Source organism: Streptomyces sp. NBC_00094 (assembly GCF_026343125.1).
GTDB lineage: Bacteria > Actinomycetota > Actinomycetes > Streptomycetales > Streptomycetaceae > Streptomyces.
Genome location: NZ_JAPEMB010000001.1, coordinates 6932398 through 6952661, shown reverse-complemented (window position 1 = coordinate 6952661; position 20264 = coordinate 6932398). Strand labels below are relative to the sequence as shown.

General features: G+C 72.8%; 8 protein-coding genes and 1 pseudogene. 7 read left to right on the top strand and 2 right to left on the bottom strand.

Annotated features, from left to right (window positions below; genetic code table 11):
• The first annotated feature begins 93 nt into the window (after positions 1-93).
• The 7 genes from OG580_RS30935 to OG580_RS30905 all read left to right on the top strand — a co-directional run bounded on the left by OG580_RS30935 (position 94) and on the right by OG580_RS30905 (position 18899).
• Positions 94-1545, top strand: coding sequence for a DHA2 family efflux MFS transporter permease subunit (locus OG580_RS30935; RefSeq protein WP_267046937.1), 1452 nt, complete (start codon positions 94-96; stop codon positions 1543-1545).
• Between the two features lie 141 nt (positions 1546-1686).
• On the top strand, positions 1687-2700 hold the full coding sequence (locus OG580_RS30930) for an acyl-ACP desaturase (RefSeq protein ID WP_267046936.1): 1014 nt from the start codon (positions 1687-1689) through the stop codon (positions 2698-2700).
• A gap of 53 nt (positions 2701-2753) precedes the next feature.
• Positions 2754-4502, top strand: coding sequence for a fatty acyl-AMP ligase (locus OG580_RS30925; protein WP_267046935.1), 1749 nt, complete (start codon positions 2754-2756; stop codon positions 4500-4502).
• 233 nt (positions 4503-4735) lie between these two features.
• On the top strand, positions 4736-13756 hold the full coding sequence (locus OG580_RS30920; RefSeq protein ID WP_267046934.1) for a type I polyketide synthase: 9021 nt from the start codon (positions 4736-4738) through the stop codon (positions 13754-13756).
• Positions 13757-13791: 35 nt separating this feature from the next.
• Positions 13792-16293: a thioester reductase domain-containing protein gene (locus OG580_RS30915; RefSeq protein ID WP_267046933.1), complete on the top strand. Its 2502-nt coding sequence runs from the start codon at positions 13792-13794 to the stop codon at positions 16291-16293.
• An 11-nt stretch (positions 16294-16304) separates the two neighbouring features.
• Entirely contained in the window at positions 16305-17426 is a 1122-nt protein-coding gene (locus tag OG580_RS30910) for an alpha/beta fold hydrolase (RefSeq protein WP_267046932.1), read from the top strand.
• 72 nt (positions 17427-17498) lie between these two features.
• Entirely contained in the window at positions 17499-18899 is a 1401-nt protein-coding gene (locus OG580_RS30905; RefSeq protein WP_267046931.1) for a cytochrome P450, read from the top strand.
• Positions 18900-18998: 99 nt separating this feature from the next.
• Here the strand turns inward: OG580_RS30905 and OG580_RS30900 are convergent.
• Together OG580_RS30900 and OG580_RS30895 are read right to left on the bottom strand one after the other, a co-directional pair.
• A pseudogene (locus tag OG580_RS30900) lies at positions 18999-19232 on the bottom strand (amidohydrolase family protein); the annotation flags it as partial.
• 412 nt (positions 19233-19644) lie between these two features.
• Entirely contained in the window at positions 19645-20085 is a 441-nt protein-coding gene (locus OG580_RS30895; protein WP_267046930.1) for a DUF6086 family protein, read from the bottom strand.
• Between the last annotated feature and the right edge of the window lie 179 nt (positions 20086-20264).

Here is a 20264-nt window from a genome sequence, read left to right as displayed (position 1 = left end):
GCATGGACACGCCTTGTTCTCCGACAGGACTTTTAAAAGCACGGCCGGTCGTTTAGTTTTAGTTCGGCGGATCGGCCGACGGAGGGAACCACCATGACAACCGCGTCACCACAATCACCCAGCGAGGGCACCGCGACCCTGGACACGGGGAGCGGGCAGCAGACGCCCGACGGCTCCGTGGCGGCGTCGGCCACCGCGCGGCTGGCGCTGCTCGTGGCCTCCGGCGCCACCTTCCTCGCGGTGCTCGACACCACGGTCGTGAACATCGCCTTCTCCGACCTGCGCACCGACTTCCCCGCCGCCTCGCTGTCCGAGCTGACCTGGGTCGTCACGGCGTACACCGTCGTCTTCGCCGCGCTGCTCGCCGTGGCCGGGCGCGTCGCCGACGTCGTCGGACGCCGCCGGCTCTTCCTCTGGTCCACGGTCCTCTTCACCATCGCCTCGGTGCTGAGCGGACTCGCGCCCGGCGTGGGCGTACTCGTCGCCGCCCGCGCGCTCCAGGGGGTGGCGGCGGCCGGCATGATCCCCTCCGCCCTCGGCCTGGTGCTCCAGCACACGCCCGCCGCCCGCAGGTCGGCCGCGGTCGGCGTCTGGGGAGCGGTCGGCAGCATGGCCGCCGCGGTGGGCCCCAGCCTCGGCGGTCTCCTGGTGGACGTGTGGGGCTGGCGCAGCGTGTTCCTGATCAACCTGCCGATCGGCCTCGCCGTCGCACTGATCGCGGCCCGGGGCCTCGCCGGTGACACGCCGAGCGGGCGGAAGATGCCCGACCCGGTGGGCACCCTCGCCCTGGCCCTCGGCGTGGGCGGTCTCGTCTTCGGCGTCACCCAGGGTACGGACTGGGGCTGGGGCAGCCGTCGGGTCCTCGCCCTCCTGATCGGCGGCGCGGTGCTCGCCGCGGCCGCGCTGCTGCGCTCCCGGAGGCACGCCGCGCCCGCCATCGAGTGGGACCTGTGGCGCAGCCGTACCTTCGCCGCGAGCAACATCGCCTCACTGCTGTTCGGCGCGGCCATGTACGCGTACCTCCTCAGCACGCTCCTCTACCTCAACGCGGTATGGGGCTACTCCGAGTTGAAGGCCGGACTCGCGGTCACCCCCGGAGCCTTCAGTGCGGCGATCGGCGCCATGGTCGTCGGCAAGCGGGTCGGACCGCGGGGGCAGTGGGCCGGAGTGTTCATCGGCTCCTTGCTCTTCGGGGCGTCCTGCGCCGCGATGTACCTGCTGCTCGACAGCGAACCCCAGTACCTCGCGGTCTGGCTGCCCATCGGGATCGTGGCCGGAGTGGGCATCGGGGCGGCCCTCACCGGCATCTCCAACGCGGCCACCATGGCGCTCGAACCGCAGCGGTTCGCCTCCGGCACCGGCCTGCTGATGACGATGCGCCAGATCGGCGGCGCCCTCGGCATCGCGGTCCTGGCGGCGATCCTCGGACGTCACAGCATCGTCGACGACCAGGGCTACCTGCAGGTGTTCCTGGCGTGCGCGATCGGCTCGGTCGCGGCCGCGGCGGCGGCCCCGGCGATCCGCGCCCGCGTCCGGGCGGCCTGACCTACCGCCCCCCAAGGCCCTGCCGTGCCGGGTCGACCCGGCACGGTCCACCCGGCCGGGCCCTCCCCGCACGGCAGGGTCCTCCCCGCCCGGCAGGGCACCCGTCCCGACGATCCACCTCGACGCGAAGAGTGGCATGACATGGCACCGATCGACCGTTCCGACCGTTCTGCCGTACGTGCGGAATTCTCCCTGCTCGCCGAGCTCCAGCCGGTGGTGGAGGACAACCTCCACCGTCATCTGGAGGTCACCAAGGAGTGGTTCCCGCACGAGTACATCCCCTGGGGTGAAGGCCGGGACTTCGAGGGACCGCTCGGCGGTACGGCATGGACGCCCGACGAGGCGACCCTGCCGGACGTGGCGCGCACCTCGCTCGTGGTGAACCTGCTGACCGAGGACAACCTTCCCGGCTACCACTTCGCGGTCGCGCAGTTCGGCAAGGACGGGGCCTGGGGCAACTGGGTCAATCGCTGGACGGCAGAGGAGGCCAGGCACGGCATCGCCCTGCGCGACTACCTGCTGGTCACGCGGGCCGTGGACCCCCGGGCCCTGGAGCGCGCCCGGATGGTCCACATGTCGACGGGGTACGAGCGCCCGGACGGGTTCAGCGCGCTGCACGCGATCGCGTACGCGGCCTTCCAGGAGCTCGCCACCCGCATCTCGCACCGCAACACCGGCCACGCCAGCGCCGATCCGGTGTGCGACGCGCTGCTCGCGCGCATCGCGGCGGACGAGAACCTCCACATGGTCTTCTACCGGAACCTGGTCGAGGCCGCGTTCGAGCTGGCTCCGGACACGACGATGGAAGCCGTCCGCGACGTCGTGACCGGCTTCGAGATGCCCGGCTCGACCATCAGGGACTTCGGGCGCAAGTCCGCGGAGATCGCCATCGCGGGCATCTACGACCTGCGGCTGCACCACGACAGCGTGGTCATGCCGATCCTGCGCAAGCTGCGCGTCTTCGAGCGGGAGGGTTTCGGCCCCGCCGGCGAGCAGGCTCGTACCGAACTCGCATCTTTCGTAGGGCAGTTGGATACCCAGGCGACGTCCTTCACGGACCGGCGCGAGGGTATCCGGGCGTCTCGCGCCAAGCGGGCGGCCGCGATCGCGGCCACGGCCCGGGCCGACGCCCCGGCCAGGACCTCGGCCGCCTGAACAGGCTTCCGTCACGTACTCGTTCACTTCTTCAGATCGGTGGGCACCGACGCATGGCTCGATCATTGGTCGACGTACTGTCCTCCCACGCCTCGGCGCGGCCCGACACGACCGCCTACCGGTTCATGACCACGGGCGAGCGCGACGGGGACGTCGAGGAGCTGACGTACGCCCGGCTGGGCCGGCGCGCCCGGGCCATCGGCGCCCACCTGCAGGAGCGGGGGCTCTCCGGATCCCGGGCCATGCTGCTCTACCCGCCCGGCGTGGAGTTCGTGTCCGGGTTCATGGGCTGCCTCTCGGCCGGGGTCATCGCGGTGCCCAGCGTGCCGCCACAGGGCCGGGTGCAGAACCTCCGGACCCTGTCGCGGATGAGGAGGATGATCGCCGACGCGGACGTCAAGGTCATCCTGGCCACCCGCCAGGTCCTCGCGGGCCTGGAATCCGTGTCGGGGCAGCACTTCCCCGAGTTGTCCTCCATGACGTGCGTGGCCACGGAGGAGATCCCCGACACGGCGGGCGACTCCTGGCGCGAGCCCGAACTCGCACCGGATTCCGTGGCGTTCCTCCAGTACACGTCCGGGTCCACCTCCGCGCCGCGCGGGGTGATGGTGACCCACGGCAACCTGATGCACAACCAGCTGGCCCTGACCGAGCGGATGGGGCACACCCCCGAGGTGCTGGAGCGGTGGGACGGGGAGCTGTACGTCAGCTGGCTCCCGCTCTACCACGACCTGGGGCTCATCACCCCCGTACTCAACAACCTCTACGTGGGCGGCACTTCCACGCTCTTCTCCCCGCTGCACTTCCTGCAGCAGCCCGAGCGCTGGCTGGACGCGATCTCGCACTACCGTCCGCACACCAGCGGGGGTCCCAACTTCGCCTACGAGCTGTGCCTGCGCCGGGCTACGCCCGAGCTGCTGGACCGCCTCGACCTGAGCCGGTGGCGGGTGGCGCTCAACGGGGCCGAGCCGGTGCGGGCCACCACGATGCGGCGGTTCGCCGACGCGTTCGCCGCGGCCGGGTTCCGGCGGGAGTCGCACTTCCCCTGTTACGGGCTCGCCGAGGCGACGCTGATGGTGACGGGCAGCTCGGTGGACCGGGCGCCGACGCTGGTGGACCGGTCCGAGGTCGGGTCGATGTCAGGGACGGTGAAGGACCGGGAACTGGTGAGTTCCGGCCGTCCGGGAATCGGCATCACGGTGGTGATCGCCGACCCCGAGCGGCACGCGGAGTGCCCCGAGGGCGAGGTCGGAGAGATCTGGGTCGCCGGGGAGAGCGTCACCCACGGCTACTGGCGCAACGTACGGGCCACCCGGGAGGTGTTCCGGGCGTCCTTGACGGACGGCAGGGGCGGCTTCCTGCGGACCGGAGACCTGGGGTTCATGCGGGACGGCGAGGTGTTCGTCACCGGCCGGCTCAAGGACCTGCTGGTCATCGGCGGACGCAACCACTACCCGCAGGATCTCGAACTGACGGTCGAGATGGCCGATCCCGGGGTGCGGCCGGGGTGCATCGCGGCGTTCTCGGTCGACGACGACACGGCCGGCGAACAGCCGGTCGTCGTCGCCGAGGTGGCACAGGAGGCGGCGCACCGGTCCGACGAGATCGAGGCCGCGATCCGCGGCGCCGTCGGTGAGGCCCACGGCCTCTCCCTGCGGGACGTCGTACTGATCGGCCGGGGCACCATCGCCAAGACCTCCAGCGGGAAGATCCAGCGCAAGGCCACCCGGGCGGCGTACCTGGAGGGGACCCTCTCCGCGATCGACCGGACCGCCCTCGCCGCCGGCACCGCCGCACAGTAGAGCTCCCTCCTGTACGAAGCGCGAGCGCGCCGGCCGAGAGTGCGGACGCGAGCGTGAGCGCGCCATCGACGTGCCATCGACGTGCCAATGCCGCGCCATTGCCACGCCATTGCCACGCCGGCGAAGCACGATCGCGTCGATCGCGAGCGCCGATCGCGCGCGAAAGCACACGGTCCGCCGCGGGAGCCGGCGCAGACGAAGCCCGCCGACGAGCCCGAGGAGACGGTTCCGACATGGTTGCGAAGAAGTCCGGCGACATCTCCGCCGAAGCGCTGCGAGCGTGGCTGGTGGAGGCCGTCTCCGGCAGCGCAGGACTGGCCCCTGACCAGATCGGGGTGGACCGGCCGATCGCCGAATTCGGGCTTGGCTCGCTCCAGTTGGTGGCTCTGGCCGCCGGCCTCTCCGAGCGGCTCGACCGGCAGCTGGACCCGACCCTCGCCTACGACCACCCCACCATCGCGTCGATGGCCGAGGCCCTGTCCTCCGGCGCCGCCGACCGGCCCGCCGCCCCCGTGACACGGGAGAGCCGGGAGAGCCGGGAGAGCCGGGAAAGCCGGGAAAGCCGGGAAAGCCGGGGGAAGGGGACACGGTCGGAGTCGGACTCGGAGTCGGAGTACGGGAGCGCGGTGGGTCCTGACGAGGTGGCGATCATCTCGATGGCCTGCCGCTTCCCCGGCGGCGCGGACGATCCGCAGGGACTGTGGCGGCTGCTGGTCGGGGGCGAGGACGCCGTGTCCGAGGTCCCCGACGGCCGCTGGGACACCGAGGGACTCCTGGACCCCGACCCGGAGGCCGTCGGCAAGGCGTACACGCTACGGGGCGGGTTCCTCAAGGACATCGACCGCTTCGACGCGTCGTTCTTCGGGATCACGCCCCGGGAGGCCGCGGCGATGGATCCGCAGCAGCGGCTGCTGCTGCAGACCTGCTGGGAGGCGATCGAGCGGGCCGGGCTGGTGCCCGAGGAGCTCGACGGCAGCGCCACCGGCGTCTACATCGGCCTGTACGAGAGCGGCTACCTGAGCGCGGCCCCGCTGGAGATGCTGGACGGGCACGTCGGCACGGGTGCGGCGGCGAGCGTGGCCTCCGGCCGGCTCGCCTACACGCTGGGTCTGGAGGGACCCGCCGTGACCGTCGACACCGCCTGCTCCTCCTCACTGGTCGCACTGCACCTGGCCGCGCAGGCGCTGAGGAGCGGCGAGTGCGACCTCGCCGTGACCGGCGGCGCGACGGTGATGGTCGGCCCGCGCGGTCACGTCGAGTTCAGCAGGCTCCGCGGACTGTCGAGGTCCGGGCAGTGCAGGCCGTTCGCCGATGACGCGGACGGCGTGGTGTGGGCCGAGGGCTGCGGCCTGGTGGTGCTGAAGCGGCTCCGTGACGCGCGCCGGGACGGCGACCGGGTCCTCGCGGTCGTCAAGGGCTCCGCGATCAACCAGGACGGCCGCAGCCAGGGCCTGTCCGCCCCGAGCGGACGGGCGCAGGAGCGCGTCGTGCGCTCCGCGCTGGACGCGGCCGGACTCCGGCCGGACGACCTGGACTACGTGGAGGCGCACGGTACGGGCACGACGCTCGGCGACCCCATCGAAGGGCGGGCGCTGGCCCACGTCTTCGGCCCGGACCGCCCGGCGGACCGGCCGCTCTCCGTGGGGTCGCTGAAGTCGAACATCGGCCACACGCAGGCCGCGGCGGGTATCGGCGGCGTCATCAAGACGGTGCTGTCCCTGGAGCACGAACTCCTTCCGGCCTCGCTGCACGCCGAGAATCCGACCGAGCACGTCGACTGGACCGCCGGCGGACTGGAGGTGTGCGGAGGTCCCCGGGCGTGGCCGCGCGGCGCCCGCGTGCGCCGCGCGGGGGTGAGCGCCTTCGGGATCAGCGGCACCAACGCGCACGTGATCCTGGAGGAGGCGCCGCAGGACCCGGCGGCCTCGGGTAGGGGGCACGGGACACCGGAGCGGACGGGGCAGACGGAGGTCGCGACGCTGTTCCCGCTCTCGGCCCGCGGTCTTCCGGCGCTGCGGGAACAGGCCGGCCGGCTGCTCGACGCACTGACGAGCAATCAACAGCGGTCACAGTCACAGTCGTTGTCATCATCAGAGCCGACGACGCTGCCACTTTCACTTCCACTGCCACTGCCACTGCCACTGCCACTGCCGGACGTGGCCCGGACGCTGGCGCGCCACCGTACGCACTTCGAGCACCGCGCCGCCGTGGTGGCGGCGCACCGCGAGGACCTGCTGACCGGGCTGCGCGCCCTCGCCTCCGGGCGGAGCGCGCCGGGCCTCGTCGTGGGACCCCGACAGGTGATCCCCTCGGGGAAGCTGGCCTTCGTACTCCCCGGGCAGGGGTCGCAGTGGGCCGGGATGGGCCGCGAACTGCTCGCGGATTCACCGGTGTTCGCGGACGAGATCGATCGCTGCGACGCGGCGCTGCGCCCGTACACCGGATGGTCGGTGCACGCGGTTCTGCGCGGCGACGCCGGCGCCCCGCCCCTGGAGCGCGTCGATGTGGTGCAACCCGTGCTGTTCGCCGTCATGGTGGCCCTCGCGGCGGTGTGGCGTTCCCACGGTGTGGTGCCGGACGCCGTGGTGGGCCACAGCCAGGGCGAGGTCGCCGCGGCCTGCATCGCCGGTGCGCTCAGCCTCAACGACGCGGCCGCCGTGGTCGCGCTGCGCAGCCAGGCCCTGAAGGAGATCACCGGGACCGGGGGGATGGCCGTGGCGGCGCTGCCGCTCGAAGAGGTCGAGGCGAGGCTCGCGGCGCTGGGCACGGGACTGTCCGTCGCCGCGGTCAACAGCGGCATGTCGACGGTGGTGGCCGGTGAGGTGGAGCCGCTGGAGGCCCTCCTGGCCGGCCTGGAGCGGGACGAGGTGTTCAACCGGCGCATCCCGGTCGACTACGCCTCCCACAGCGCGCAGGTCGAGCCCGTACGCGAGACGATCCTGGCCGAGCTGGACGGCATCGTCACGTATCCGACCTCCGTCGCCTGGTACTCGACGGTCTCCTGCGAGCCGGTCCACGAGGAGTCGCTGGAAGCCGACTACTGGTACCGCAACCTGCGCGAACCCGTGCGCTTCGCCGACACCGTGCGGCGGATGCTGGACGACGGCATCCGGTACTTCGTCGAGCCGAGCCCGCACCCGTCGCTGGTCCAGTCGATCGAGTCCATCGCCGCGGAAGCCCGCGTCGACATCGCGACCGTCGGCTCGCTGAGCCGGGACGAGGGCGGCCACGACGTCCTGCTGGAGCGGCTCGGGCAGCTGTACGGCGCGGGCCGCACTCCCCACTGGCCGGCACTGTTCCCGGCGGGCACCCCGGCCGATCTGCCCACCTACGCCTTCTCCCGGGAACGCCACTGGCTGTCTCCCGCTGCCGTACGCCCGGCCGGGCGGGACGGGGCGCCTCTCGTCGGCACGCACGTCGAATCCAGCGACGACCCCGGTCGGCACGTCTTCCAGACCGACATCGACCTCGCCGACGGCCGGTTCGCCTACCTGCTCGACCACCGGGTCGCCGGGGAGGTCTGGCTGCCCGCCGCCGCGTTCCTGGAGATGGCTCTCGAAGCGGTCACCGCACTCGCGGCGGCCGGGGAGGTCCAGCTGACGGGGGTCCGGTTCGAGCAGCCGCTCCGGCTGGACGCCGACACTCCGGTCCGGCTGCAACTGGTCCTGCGGACCGGCGGCGAGGACGGGGACGGGCGCTTCGCCATCGCGTCGAGAACGCCCGGCGCCCGGCCGACGCCATGGGTACGGCACGTGATCGGGAGCGTCGCCGCCGCCGTACCAGGGACGGCGCCCGAGTCCGAGTCCGGCACCGAGTCCGGGACCGGGACCGGGACCGGGACCGACAAGACCACCCCGGGCGGGACGCCGGCCGCGCTCCGGGAGCGCTGCACCGAGCCGGCCGACATGGCCGCCGTCTACGCCGCGCTGGCCGCGGCGGGCATCGACTACGGGCCGGCCTTCCGCGGCCTGACCGAGGGCCTGCGCGGGCCGTCCGAAGCACTGGGCAGGCTGGCGCGCGTGCCCGGCGCCGGGCACCTGCTGCACCCCGCGGTCCTGGACTCCGCCTTCCACACGGGCGCGCTCCCGGGCGGCTCCCCCACCGGCAAGGCGTTCGTGCCCGCCGGGATCGGCCGGCTGCGCCTCACCGGGCTGCGCACGGCCCCGGTCTGGGTCACCTGCGCCCTGCGGGAGCCGGCCGGGGACACCGTCACCCTGGACCTGCGTCTCCTCGACGAGGAGGAACGGCCGGTCGCCGAGATCGAGGGGCTCGAACTGGCCGCTCTGTCACCGCTGGACTCGGCGCTGTACGAGGTGCGTTGGCAGCCCCGGCCGTCCGCCGGTGAACCGCCGGCCCGCGGCAGGTGGCTGATCCTGGCCGACGACGCGGGCGTGGGAGACGAGATCGGTCGCCGGCTCGGTTCGGTGCCGTACGTGCTCGCCCGGAAGGGAGACGCGTTCGCCGCCGAGGAGCCCGGGCGTTACGTGATCGACCCACGGGATCCGCGGCACCTGGAGCGCCTGTTCGAGGAGGCGTTCACGGAGGAGCCTCCCGAGCGGGTGGTCCACCTGTTCGGCCTGGACGCCCCGGCCGTCGACTCGGCCGAATCGGCCGAGGAAGCCGCCCTGCTGTGCTGCCTGAGCACCCTGAACCTGGTACGCGTGCTCGCCGGCCGTCCCCAGGGTCCGAGCCCTCGCCTGTTCCTCGTGACCCGCGGCAGTCAGCCGGCCGGGGGCAGCACGGAGGTGACCCACCCCCAGCAGGCGCTCGGCTGGGGATTCGGCAACGCGGTGGCCCTGGAGTACCCGGAACTGCGGACCACCCTGGTCGACCTGCCGTCCGGCGGCGGGACGGACGCGCTGTGGACCCAGCTGCGGCACGCGGACGACGAACGGCTGGTCGCGCTGCGCGGCACGGGCCGGCTCGTACCGCGGCTCGCGCCCACCCGGCCGGACCACGGCGGCGACGCGGGGATCCGCCCCGACGGCACGTACCTGATCACCGGCGGTCTCGGTGGCCTCGGCCGGGTCGTCGCCGACCGGCTGGTGCGGCAGGGGGCGGGCCGGCTGGCCCTGATGAGCCGCGGCGCACCCTCGGTGGACGCGGCGCGGTGGGTCGACGGCCTGCGCGAACGCGGTGTCACCGTCCACCTCGCCCAGGCCGATGTCGCCGACCGGGACGGCCTCGCGGCGGCGCTGGACCTGCTGCGGCAGGAGCTGCCCGGCGGCATCACCGGCGTCGTCCACGCCGCGGGCGTCCTCGACGACGCGACCCTCCCGAACCTGACACCGGAGCGGGTGCGCGGCGTCCTGGCCCCCAAGGTGCTCGGTACGGCGCTGCTCACGGAACTGGTGCCGGAGGCGGAGTCCCTGGTCCTGTTCTCGTCGGCCGCGGGCCTGCTGGGCTCGGCCGGGCAGAGCCCGTACTGCGCGGCGAACGCCTTCATGGACGCCTGGGCGCACCACCTCTCGCTCACCGGCCGGCCCGCCCTCAGCCTCGACTGGGGTGCCTGGGCGGAGGTCGGCATGGTCACCGAGTCCGACACCCGGATCACCGGCACGGCGCGGTCGGGCCTCCTCGACTTCTCGGCGGAGGAGGGAGGAGAGCTGTTCGAGCGGGTGCTGTCCTCGGGGCGTCGACAGCTCGCGCCCCTCGCGCTGGACCGGCGGGCGCTCGCGCTCGACGCGGACGCACGGTCGCGCCCGCTCCTGCGCGAGCTCGTCCCCGCCACGGCCGGTGCCCCGGTCGCCGACGGACTCGCCGCCCGGGTGCTCGCCCTGCCGACGCCGGAGGAGCAGACCGACCTGATCGAATCGTACGTACGGGCGACGGTCGAGGACGTGGCCGGAGGCGCCGTCACGGGCCTCACCCCGGCCACCTCCCTGAAGCAGCTCGGCTTCGACTCCTTGATGCTCGTCAGACTGCGCAACGCCTTCGTCCGTGAGCTCGGCGTCGAACTGGCGGCGTCGGCGGTGTTCTCGGCGGCGGACCTCCGCGGCCTCGCGAGCGACCTGCGCGACGCGCTGGTCGAGCAGGCGGGCACCGCGGAGGGCGGCACCGCGAAGGGCGGCGGAGCGGCCGGCGGCGGCGTAGAGAGCGGCAGCATGGAGGCCGGCGGCTCGGAGGCCGGCGGCGCGCCCGGCGAGCGGCAGCCGGTACCGGCCGCGACGCCGCACACCGGCACCGGCACCGGCACCGGCACCGACACGGGCACCGCCACTGCCACCGCCTCCGACGTGCCCGCGTACGAGCTCCGGCCGGCGACCCGTGACGTGGTGCGTCTGCTGCGCAGCGCGCAGCCGGGCGCACCGAGCGCGGCCCACGCCATCGGGCTCGCGGTACGACTCACGGTGCCCGCCACGCGCCGGCAACTGACCGACGTCCTCACCCGGCTGGCCGGACGGCACGCGGCCCTGCGTACGGCGATCCTCACGGGCACCGGGCAGGAGCGGCGACTGCGGGTCCAGCGGGACCTGGACGTCCCCCTGCTGCGGTGGTCGGAGCTCGGCGACGCCGCGGACCCCGACATCGACCGGCGGCTCCGCGAGCTCCTGGAGCCGCCGTTCGACCTCGCCGTCGCACCGCTGTGGCGGTTCGAGCTGCTCGACTGCGGCGCCCGGGGCAAGACCCTGCTCTTCGGCGCCCACCACGGCGTGGGTGACCTGCAGTCACTGCTGCTGGTGGCGGCCGAGATCGATGCCGAGCTGTCCGGCACGCCGCTCGGCGACACCGTCTCCAACCGCGACATCGATCTCCTCCTCCAGTCGCAGACGGCGCGACCGGTCGGCGGCCGGGACGGCGCGGCGGCGGCCTGGCGGGAGGAGTTCACCGGCAGTCGGAGGCTGGACCTGACGCTCACGAGGCCTCGCCCCGAGGCGCGCTCGTTCCGGGCGGGCAGCGTGACGCTGGAGATCCCCGACGGGCTCATGGAGCGGGTGGCGTCCCGGGCGAGCCTGCTGGCCATCACGCCGGCGGCCTTCTGCCTGGGCACCCTGACGGTACTCCTCGCCCGGCTGCGGGAGCGCGACCGGTTCGTGCTCGCCGTCCCGGTGGACACCCGTATCCACGTCGACGCGTTCGACGCGGTGGGCTTCTTCGGCGTGCCGGTGCCGTTCCCTGCCCAGGCGGCGCGGGGTGAGCGGATCGACGAGGTGCTGCGCCGCACCGACGACCGCTTCGACCGGCTGCTGACCAAGGGCGCCATGTTCTCCGACACCCTGTCCGCGCTCGCCGCCCAGGGGCTGTACCGGAAGAACGCGCCGCTGGTCGAGGTCTACTTCAACTACATGCGGTCCTCGAAGGCCGGACTCGGCGCACTGGAGTTCCTTCCGTCCGGGACCGGGTACTCCGACGTCGATCTGATGGTCACCATGACGCCGGGCATCGGCTGGCTGCGGCTGGACCACAACCTCGACATCATGGACGAGACGGCCGCCACCGGGATCGGGGAGGAGTACCTGCGCCTGCTCGCCGAGGTGGCCGACGAGCCCGGCACCCCGGCCCGCCCCTCGGCCCAGGCCGAAGGTGTACCGGTACCGGTACCGGCGGCCGAACCCACACCCGTACCCACACCCGAACCCACACCCATCCTCACCCTCCCTCCCACCCCCACCCCCACCCCCACGCCCACGCCCACGCCCGTCCCGGCATCGACGCCCGAGGGCTCGCTCGCCCTAGCCGCCACCTTCGCCCTGGGCGACCTGCCCCTGATGTGCGAGGCGGCGCTGGGCGACGGCCCCTCACACGAGGCGGGGAACCCCGGGACGGGCGTCGTGGAGGCCCCGTACCATCACGTGCCGGCCGCCCTGCGGGATCCCGCCGGGGTCTTCTCGCGGCCCTCGACGGCGATCGGTGCCGTCCTGCTGCGGGCCACCGACCTGGAGCGGTTCGGGCCGGTGACCGACGAGCTGCTCGACGAACTCCGCACGGAGTACCCCGCGGCCCTGCGCGCACTGTCCGAGCGGACCCGGACGCCGCTGATCGTCGGGATCCTGCCGTCCGCCCGCCGCGACGCGCGCCTGGAGCGGTGGGAGCGGGACGTGGCCGCGCAGCTGTCGGAACTCCCCGGCATCGCCCTCCTGCGCCCCGCCGACTGGACCCGGTGGCATGCCGTCGACGAGCCCTTCGACGGCAGGACCGAGGAGCTCGCCCACCTGCCGTTCACCCCCCAGTTCCAGGCCGCCGTGGCACTCACCCTGGCCGATGTCGTACGGACCGTCCGCCGCACCCCGCCGAAGGTGATCGCCGTCGACGGCGACGAGACGCTGTGGAGCGGCGTGGCGGGAGAGAGCGGCCCGGACGACGTGGACCTCGGCGGTCCCCGCGCGCTGCTCGCCCGGCGCCTCCTCCAGTGGCGTGCCGCCGGCACCCTGCTGGTCCTGGTCAGCAACAACGACGAGGCCACGGTGCGGGCCGTCCTGGAGCGCCCGGACAGCGTCCTGCGGGCCGAGCACTTCAGCGTGGTCTCGGCTGCCTGGGGCCGCAAGGCCGAGCGGCTGGAGGCAGCGGCGCGGACGCTCGGCCTCGGGCCGGACAGCTTCCTCTTCCTCGACGACAACCCGGTCGAGGTCGCCTCCATGAGGTCCGCGCTGCCCGAGGTGCTGTCCGTGACCTGCCCCGCCGCCGGGGAACTGGAGTCCTTCCTGGACCGGTTGTGGCCGCTGGTCCCCCTGGCGGCGACGGCCGAGGACGCCCTGCGGTCGGAGTTCTACCGGCAGGAGCAGGTACGGGACGTCGTACGCGAGCGGACCGGCTTCGAGGAGTTCCTCGACCAGCTGAAGCTCGAGGTCGACATCAGGCCCGTGTCCGAGGACGACATGCCTCGGTGCACCCAACTCGTGCGGCGCACCAACCAGTTCACCCTTCGCGCACGGTCGGCCGACGGCGGCGACGTGGAGCGGTGGCTGCGGCGGGGTGAGGTGTGGACGGCTTCGGCCCGCGACCGGTTCGGTGACTACGGCCAGATCGGGCTGCTGGCGGTCCGCCGGGACGGCGACCGGTTGGACGTCCTGGGCTGGGCGCTCAGCTGCCGTGCGCTCGGCCGCGGGGTGGAGGAACGGCTGCTCCAGTGGCTGGCCGACCGCTCCGAGGCGCTCGGCTGCACGGCGGTGCGGATCACGGCGGAGCACACGCCGCGCAATGTGCCGGCCCGTCGGCTGGTGGCCGCGCTCGGTGGCGGCGACCCGGACGACGAGCGGCTGGAGCTCGTGACGACACCGGAGCGCCTGCGGGCGTTCCGGTCCTGGGAGCAGTGATGGCGAAGGAGAGAGCACACGGTGAGAGGCACCCCATGGGTGAGGTGAACGCGGACGAGCCGGTCGGCGCCCCCGGCAACGGGCAGCGCCTGACAGGGGAGTCGATCGAGCGGGGCGGCGGACGGCTCAACGTGGCCGATCTGCTGGCCCTGGTCCGGCCGAAGACCACGACCACGCCGAAGGCCGCGACCGCGCGGGAGACCACGACCGCGCCGACGGACGGGACCACGCCGAGGGCCGCGACCACGTCGAAGCCCACCGCCGCCATGGCCACGACGGCGGCCACGACGGCGAGCCATGACACGGCAGGCCATGCAACGGCAGGCCATGCCACGGCCGGCCACGACGCGACAGGGGACGTCGACAGCCTCGCGGCGGCCATCGCCACCGAAGCCGCCCGCTTCCTTCCGGACGGCGCGATGGGGCCCGAGACCGACTTCTTCGACGCCGGGGGAACGTCGGTCAACGCGGTCGAACTCATCGCCGCACTGGCCCGCGAGCTCGGCGTGGAGGTCGGTCTGGACGACGTGTTCGCCGACGCCAGGCCGCGCCGTATCGCCGAACGCTGGCTCTCGGCCGCCGGAACCCGGCCGGCGCAGGCCCCGCTGCCGGCCCCCGGGACCGGCCCCGCGACCGCCTCCTCCGCCGTCCTCTCCGCCGCCCCCTCCGCCGTCCCCGCATCGGCCGCGCGAGCCGTTCCGGCGGGAGCCGCAGACGAGGACCTCGGTGCGATCCTGGCCGACCTCGCCCGCGCCGACACCCTGCCGTGGGCCGGCCCGCCGGAGGCCGTGGTCCCGCGCCGGATCCTGCTCACCGGGGCCACCGGCTTCCTCGGCAGCCACATGCTGCTGGACCTGCTGCGGCACAGCGACGCGCACGTCCTGTGCCTGGTGCGTGCGGCGGACGTGGAGGAGGGAACGAAGCGACTGGGTGCCGCACTGTCCACGTACGCCCTGCCCTGGTCCTCCGAGATACGACGGCGCGTGACGGTCCTCACCGGCGACATCCGGCAGCCACGGCTGGGACTGTCGGACGACCGCTGGGACGCGCTCGCCCAGGAGGTGGACTCCATCGTCAGCGTGGCCGCGGCGGTGGACTTCCTGCGCGGCTACCCGTCGCTGCGGCAGAGCAACGTCATCGGTCCGCTGACGCTGGCGGAACTGGCGGCGACGGGACGGCCGAAGCCGCTGCACCACGTCTCGTCGGTCGCGGTCTTCAACGAGGTCGGCATCGCCTCCATGGGCGAGGACGACCCGGTCGCGCACATCGACCGGCTGGTCGCCGGATACGACAAGTCGAAGTGGGCCGCCGAGGCCCTGCTCCGGCGGGCCCGTGACCACGGCCTCGTCGTCACGGTGCTGCGCCCCGGAGGCATCGCCGGACACACCAGGACGGGGGCCTACAACGCCCAGGACCTCAGCAGCGGTCTGACCTCGGCGATCGCCCGCTTCCGCAGGGTGCCCGCGTTCCGCTACCTCAACAGCGCCCCGGTGGACTGGGTGAGCCGGGTGGCGGTGGGCGTGGTCCTGGAACCCGGCGCCTGGGGCTACAACTACAACCTGACCGGCAAGCCCAACACCCTGCCGGACCTGGTGCGCGAGATGGCGCTCGGCGGCATGAACGTCCGCGTGCAGGACTGGGAGGAGTGGCGCACCGACACCGTGGCCCGCCTGCGCGCCGAGCCGATCCCCGAACTGGACTTCCTCACCAGGGTGTTGGAGAGCCCCACGGCCGTGAAGCTGTGCGAGGCAACGCTCAAGGGACCTGCCTGCACCAGCGAGCGTACGGACGCGTTCGTCGCCGCGCACGATCTGCCGCCCGCGGCCCGCTACGACGCTCAGGCGCAGCTCAAGACCTTCGAGAAGCTGGCACGGGACGGCCTCGGCCGCCTCCCCGAGCTGGACGATCAGCCGTACCTGTGGTTCCCGGAGACGATGGAGGGGGCTCTGGGCCCGGTCGGCGGGCCCGCCGGCACCGCGTGCACGCTGAAGCTCACCCTGTCGATCGCGAGCATGTACCAGCTGCTGCAGGAGCGCCGCGTCGACATCCGCGGAGAACTCTCCTGTGCCCTGCTGCACCCCGAACCTCTCGTGGTCGAGCAGGGCGACCTGTGGGTCCGCCCGCAGGAGGGCATACCGGAGGCGCACGGTCTGCGCCACACGCTGCTGCGCTACCGGCTGCGCCTGCGCGACGGCGACGGACGGTTGTGGTGGCTGGAGGGCCGCAAGTTCGCCCGGGCGCGGCGCGATCTGTGGCGGCAGACGCGCACGCTGACGGTCACACTCGGCCGCGAGGGCGAGCCGGCGTGCCTGGAGGGCGAGGTCGTCGTCCCCGGTGACAGCTACGTGCGCGAACAGATCGACGGCATCCGCGTCGATCCGCGACTGTCCGGTCAGGAGAAGCGGGCCGCCAAGCTGACCTGGCTCGCCTGGTTCGGCATGGAGGTGGGCCGTGGCCTGCTCGGCCCGTTCGCCCGCGTCGGCGCGGACCTCCTCGACCTACGCCGGACCCCGACACCGACGGAGCGCGACCGATGATTCGGCGACCCATGGCCCTGCGACCGACGGCCTCGCGAGCGACGACCGCGCGAGCCACGACCCTGCGACCCCTCCACGCCCGCCTCGACGGCGCGACCGTCGAGGAGATCGCCCTCCGCGCCGGGGACGGCACCCGGATCGGCCTGACCAGGGTCGCCGGGGGTGCCGACGACCGGCCCGCGGTGCTGCTCCTGCACGGCCACACGGCCTCCTCGGACATGTTCGTGCAGCCCGAGACCCGCAACCTGGTCGACGTGCTGCTCGACGAGGGCTACGAGCCGTGGCTGCTGGACTGGCGGGGCAGCTGCCGCCTGCCGTACAACGCGACCGGCCGCCGGTACACGTACGACGACGTCGCCCTGTACGACATCCCCGAGGCGGTGGCGCGCATCCGGCAACGGATCGGCGACCGGCCGTTGTTCGTCGTCGCGCACTGCGTGGGCGCGATGACGCTGTCGATGAGCATGGCCGCGGGCCTGGTGCCGGGGCTGGCCGGTGTGGTCGCGCAGGGCGCCTTCCTGACGCCCAGGTTCGCGGGCACGACCTCGCTGCGGATCACCCTGGGCGGCGAACTGCTCCGGTCCCGCATCGACCACATCCCGGTGGACTTCCGCACGGTCGGGCTCTGGTCGAAGTACACCCCGCTGTTCGCCCTGGCCTCCAGGAAGGCGAGCTGCCCCGACCCGACCTGCCAGATCCTCCACAACTCGGCCTGGGGCATGGGCGCTTCGCTGTACGTGCACGACCACCTGTCCGACGCGACGCACAACCGCCTGGCGGAGCTGTTCGGCCCCGCGCCCACGTGGATCGTTCCGCACCTGCGGCGGATCGACCTGGCGCGCAGCGTGGTGCGCTGGAACCACGGCGACGACCGCTACAAGGCGCTGCCGGAGAACGCCCTGGACCAGGCCGGGCGGATCGACTGCCCGGTGCTGCTGATGTCCGGCAGCGAGAACGCGATGTGGATGGACTCCCAGAAGCTCTGCCACGAGGTCCTCGCGGCCCGGCAGCCTCAACTGGACGTCCGGTACGCCGAGATCCCCGGCTACGGCCACGCGGACATGTTCATCGGCCGGGCGGCCGCGCTGGACGTGTTCGGCCACATCCTGGACTTCCTCGGCGAACAGCTCTGACGCGCCGCCCGAAGCGGCGCGAGGAAATCGATCGACCAAGCACAAGAATCCTTCAGGGGGCGGTGTTCGACCATGTCGACAACGGAAGCGACGAATTCACCTCAGGCATCCACACCTGCCGGAAAGGACGTCCCTCGACTCGCGGGTGTCCCACTGCTCGGCTCGCTCTTCGACTTGAAGTCGGACTCACTCGGCACGTACGTGCGCGCGATGCACGCGCACGGCGACGTCGTGCGGATCACCGCGGGCCCGCCCGGGCTGCGCGCCGAGATGCACTGCGTGTTCTCCGCGGAGGGCGTGCACAAGGTCCTGGGGTCCGAGGCGGCCAACTTCCGCAAGGACAACCACTTCTACCAGGAGATACGGGACTCTTTCGGCAACGGTCTGCTGACCAGCCAGGACGACGACTACCTGCGCCAACGGCGCTTGGTGCAGCCGCTGTTCACCAAGCGACGGGTGGACGGATACGCGGGCGCCGTCGTCACCGAGACCGAAGCCACCCTCGCCTCCTGGGAGCGGGCGCCGGACGGCGTCGTCGAGCTCTCCCACGAGATGATGCGGCTGGCGCTGCGCGCGGTCGCCCGCATCCTCTTCGGCACCGACGTGGAGGCCACCATCGACGTGGTGGACCGGTGCTTCCCGGTCATCACCGAGTACACGATGCGCCGCGGGTACTCCCCCGCGAACCTCCCCCGCGACTGGCCCACCCCGGGCAACAAGCGGGCGGCCGCCGCGGTGAACGAGTTGTACGGGGTGTGCGACAGGATCGTCGCCGAGCGGCGCAGCGGCACGGTTCCCCAGGGGGACGATCTGCTGTCGCTGCTCGCGGCCGCGACGAACGCGGAGGACGGGGAGCTCGACGCCACCGAACTGCGCGACCAGATGCTGATCTTCCTGCTCGCCGGCCACGAGTCGACGGCGACGTCGATGGCCTTCACCCTCCACCTGCTGGCCACCCACCCGGAGATCCAGACCCGGGCCCGCGAGGAGATCGACCGCGTCCTGGGCGACCGTACGCCCGAGGCAGCCGACTTCGACCGGCTCCCGTACCTCATGCGCGTGCTCAAGGAGGCGATGCGGCTCTACCCGGCGGCTCCCGTCACCGGCCGGCGCGCGGTCGCCGCGAGCGAGGTCGACGGCCACACCATCCCGGCGGGCGCCGACGTGATGCTGGTCCCGTGGGCGACGCACCGCCACCCCCGCTACTGGCCGGACCCGGAGCGCTTCGACCCCGACCGCTTCACCCCGGAAGCGGAGGCGGCCCGCCCGCGCTACGCCTACTTCCCCTTCGGCGGAGGCCCGCGCGCCTGCATCGGTCAGCACTTCTCGATGCTGGAGGCGGTGATCGCCCTGGCGATGGTCCTGCGGACGTACGAGTTCGAAGCCGTGGACACCGATCTCGCGGTCGCCGCCGGAATCAGCCTGCGCGTCGCCGGCACGGCCCGCTGCCGGATCCGCCGCGTGAACTCCTGACGGACCCCACGGCCGGGTGAGCGGTTCCCCCGGGTACGACCGAGGGGCCGTTCCAGATCACTCTGGAACGGCCCTGCCCGGCCCTCGTCCTCGGGTGGGTCAGCTGTTCGCGGCGTACACCTGCCGGCCTTCGACGTCTGTGCGTATGACCTCGGTGGTGCCGATCTCCTCGGGCGGCCCGGAGAACGGGTCGCGGTCGAGGACGGCGAGGTCGGCGTACGTGCCCGGCTCGATGGTCCCGGTGACGTCGTCGAGGTGGTTCGCCCAGGCGCTGCCCGCCGTGTAGGCGGTCAGCGCCTCGACGAGGGTGCGGGCCTGCTCGGGCAGGAACGGTGCCGGGTCCTCGGCTCGGCGGGTGCCGGCTCGAGACGAACGGGTCGGGGTGACCGGCCGATCCGCGACTGCGCGCTATCAGACGGGTCTGACAAACGAACGGGACGGCCGCCAAGTTTCCGCCGCGTTCCGCGGGCGACGGCGTGAGGCGCTCGGGCCGTCCGTCTGGAACGAAGCCCTGTAAAGGGACACGCACCCCTCGATCGGCTGCCAGGGGGATTGACCTGAAGACGACGTGTGTGACCCGCAGGTACCCACGGACCCGCGACGCTTGTCAGACTCATGGGCGTCCGCACCATGGCCGTGGCCTCCACGGTCTACGAGTGGCCTTCGGTGGACTGGCACGTCGTTTCTTACGGCGGGCTGCAGCGGCGAGGGAGGGCGATCGGTTCGTCGGACGCGGCTGCTCCGGTCAGCGGGGCATGCGCCGCCCCAGCTCCCGTGCCTTCTCCCGCAGGCCTGCAGCCCAGGCTGCGCCTTCCGCGGGGGCGGACATCCCAGTGACGGTGGAGACCTGCACGTCTTCGAGTGGGGCTTCCGGGGCGGCTCCGTGCCGTGCCCAGTCCACCTTGATCGCGGCGCGTTCTGCAAGAACGAGCACGGTGGCAGTGAAGCCTTCGGAGAGCGCGAGCCAGATGGCGTGGCTCGTTCTTCGGTGCTTCGCCAGGAGGGCGTCGACGAAGGTTTCGAAGGTGTCGGGGCTGATCTGGCATTCGTCGTTCTCCATCGGCCCGATGCCTGAGGGGAGTTCCAGCTCCGCTTCGAAGACCGCCACCTGGCGCTGGAACATGCGGGAAGCTCCATTGGAGGGGTTCCACAGTGTCTCGTCGCCGATGTCGAAGTACTGGCTCATCGCGGCACCTTTCAGATGGTCATGACAGACCAGCGTATCCAGCCGGATCGTCGGTATGGCCGGCGCGCCGAGCGGCTGCGTTCCACCCTGGCCTCAGCCGGTCTTGCCCTGGCCGGGCGAGCGGGCGCCCGCTTGGCTGCCGTGCCCATCAGCCGGAGTGTCGTCGACGACCACGACGA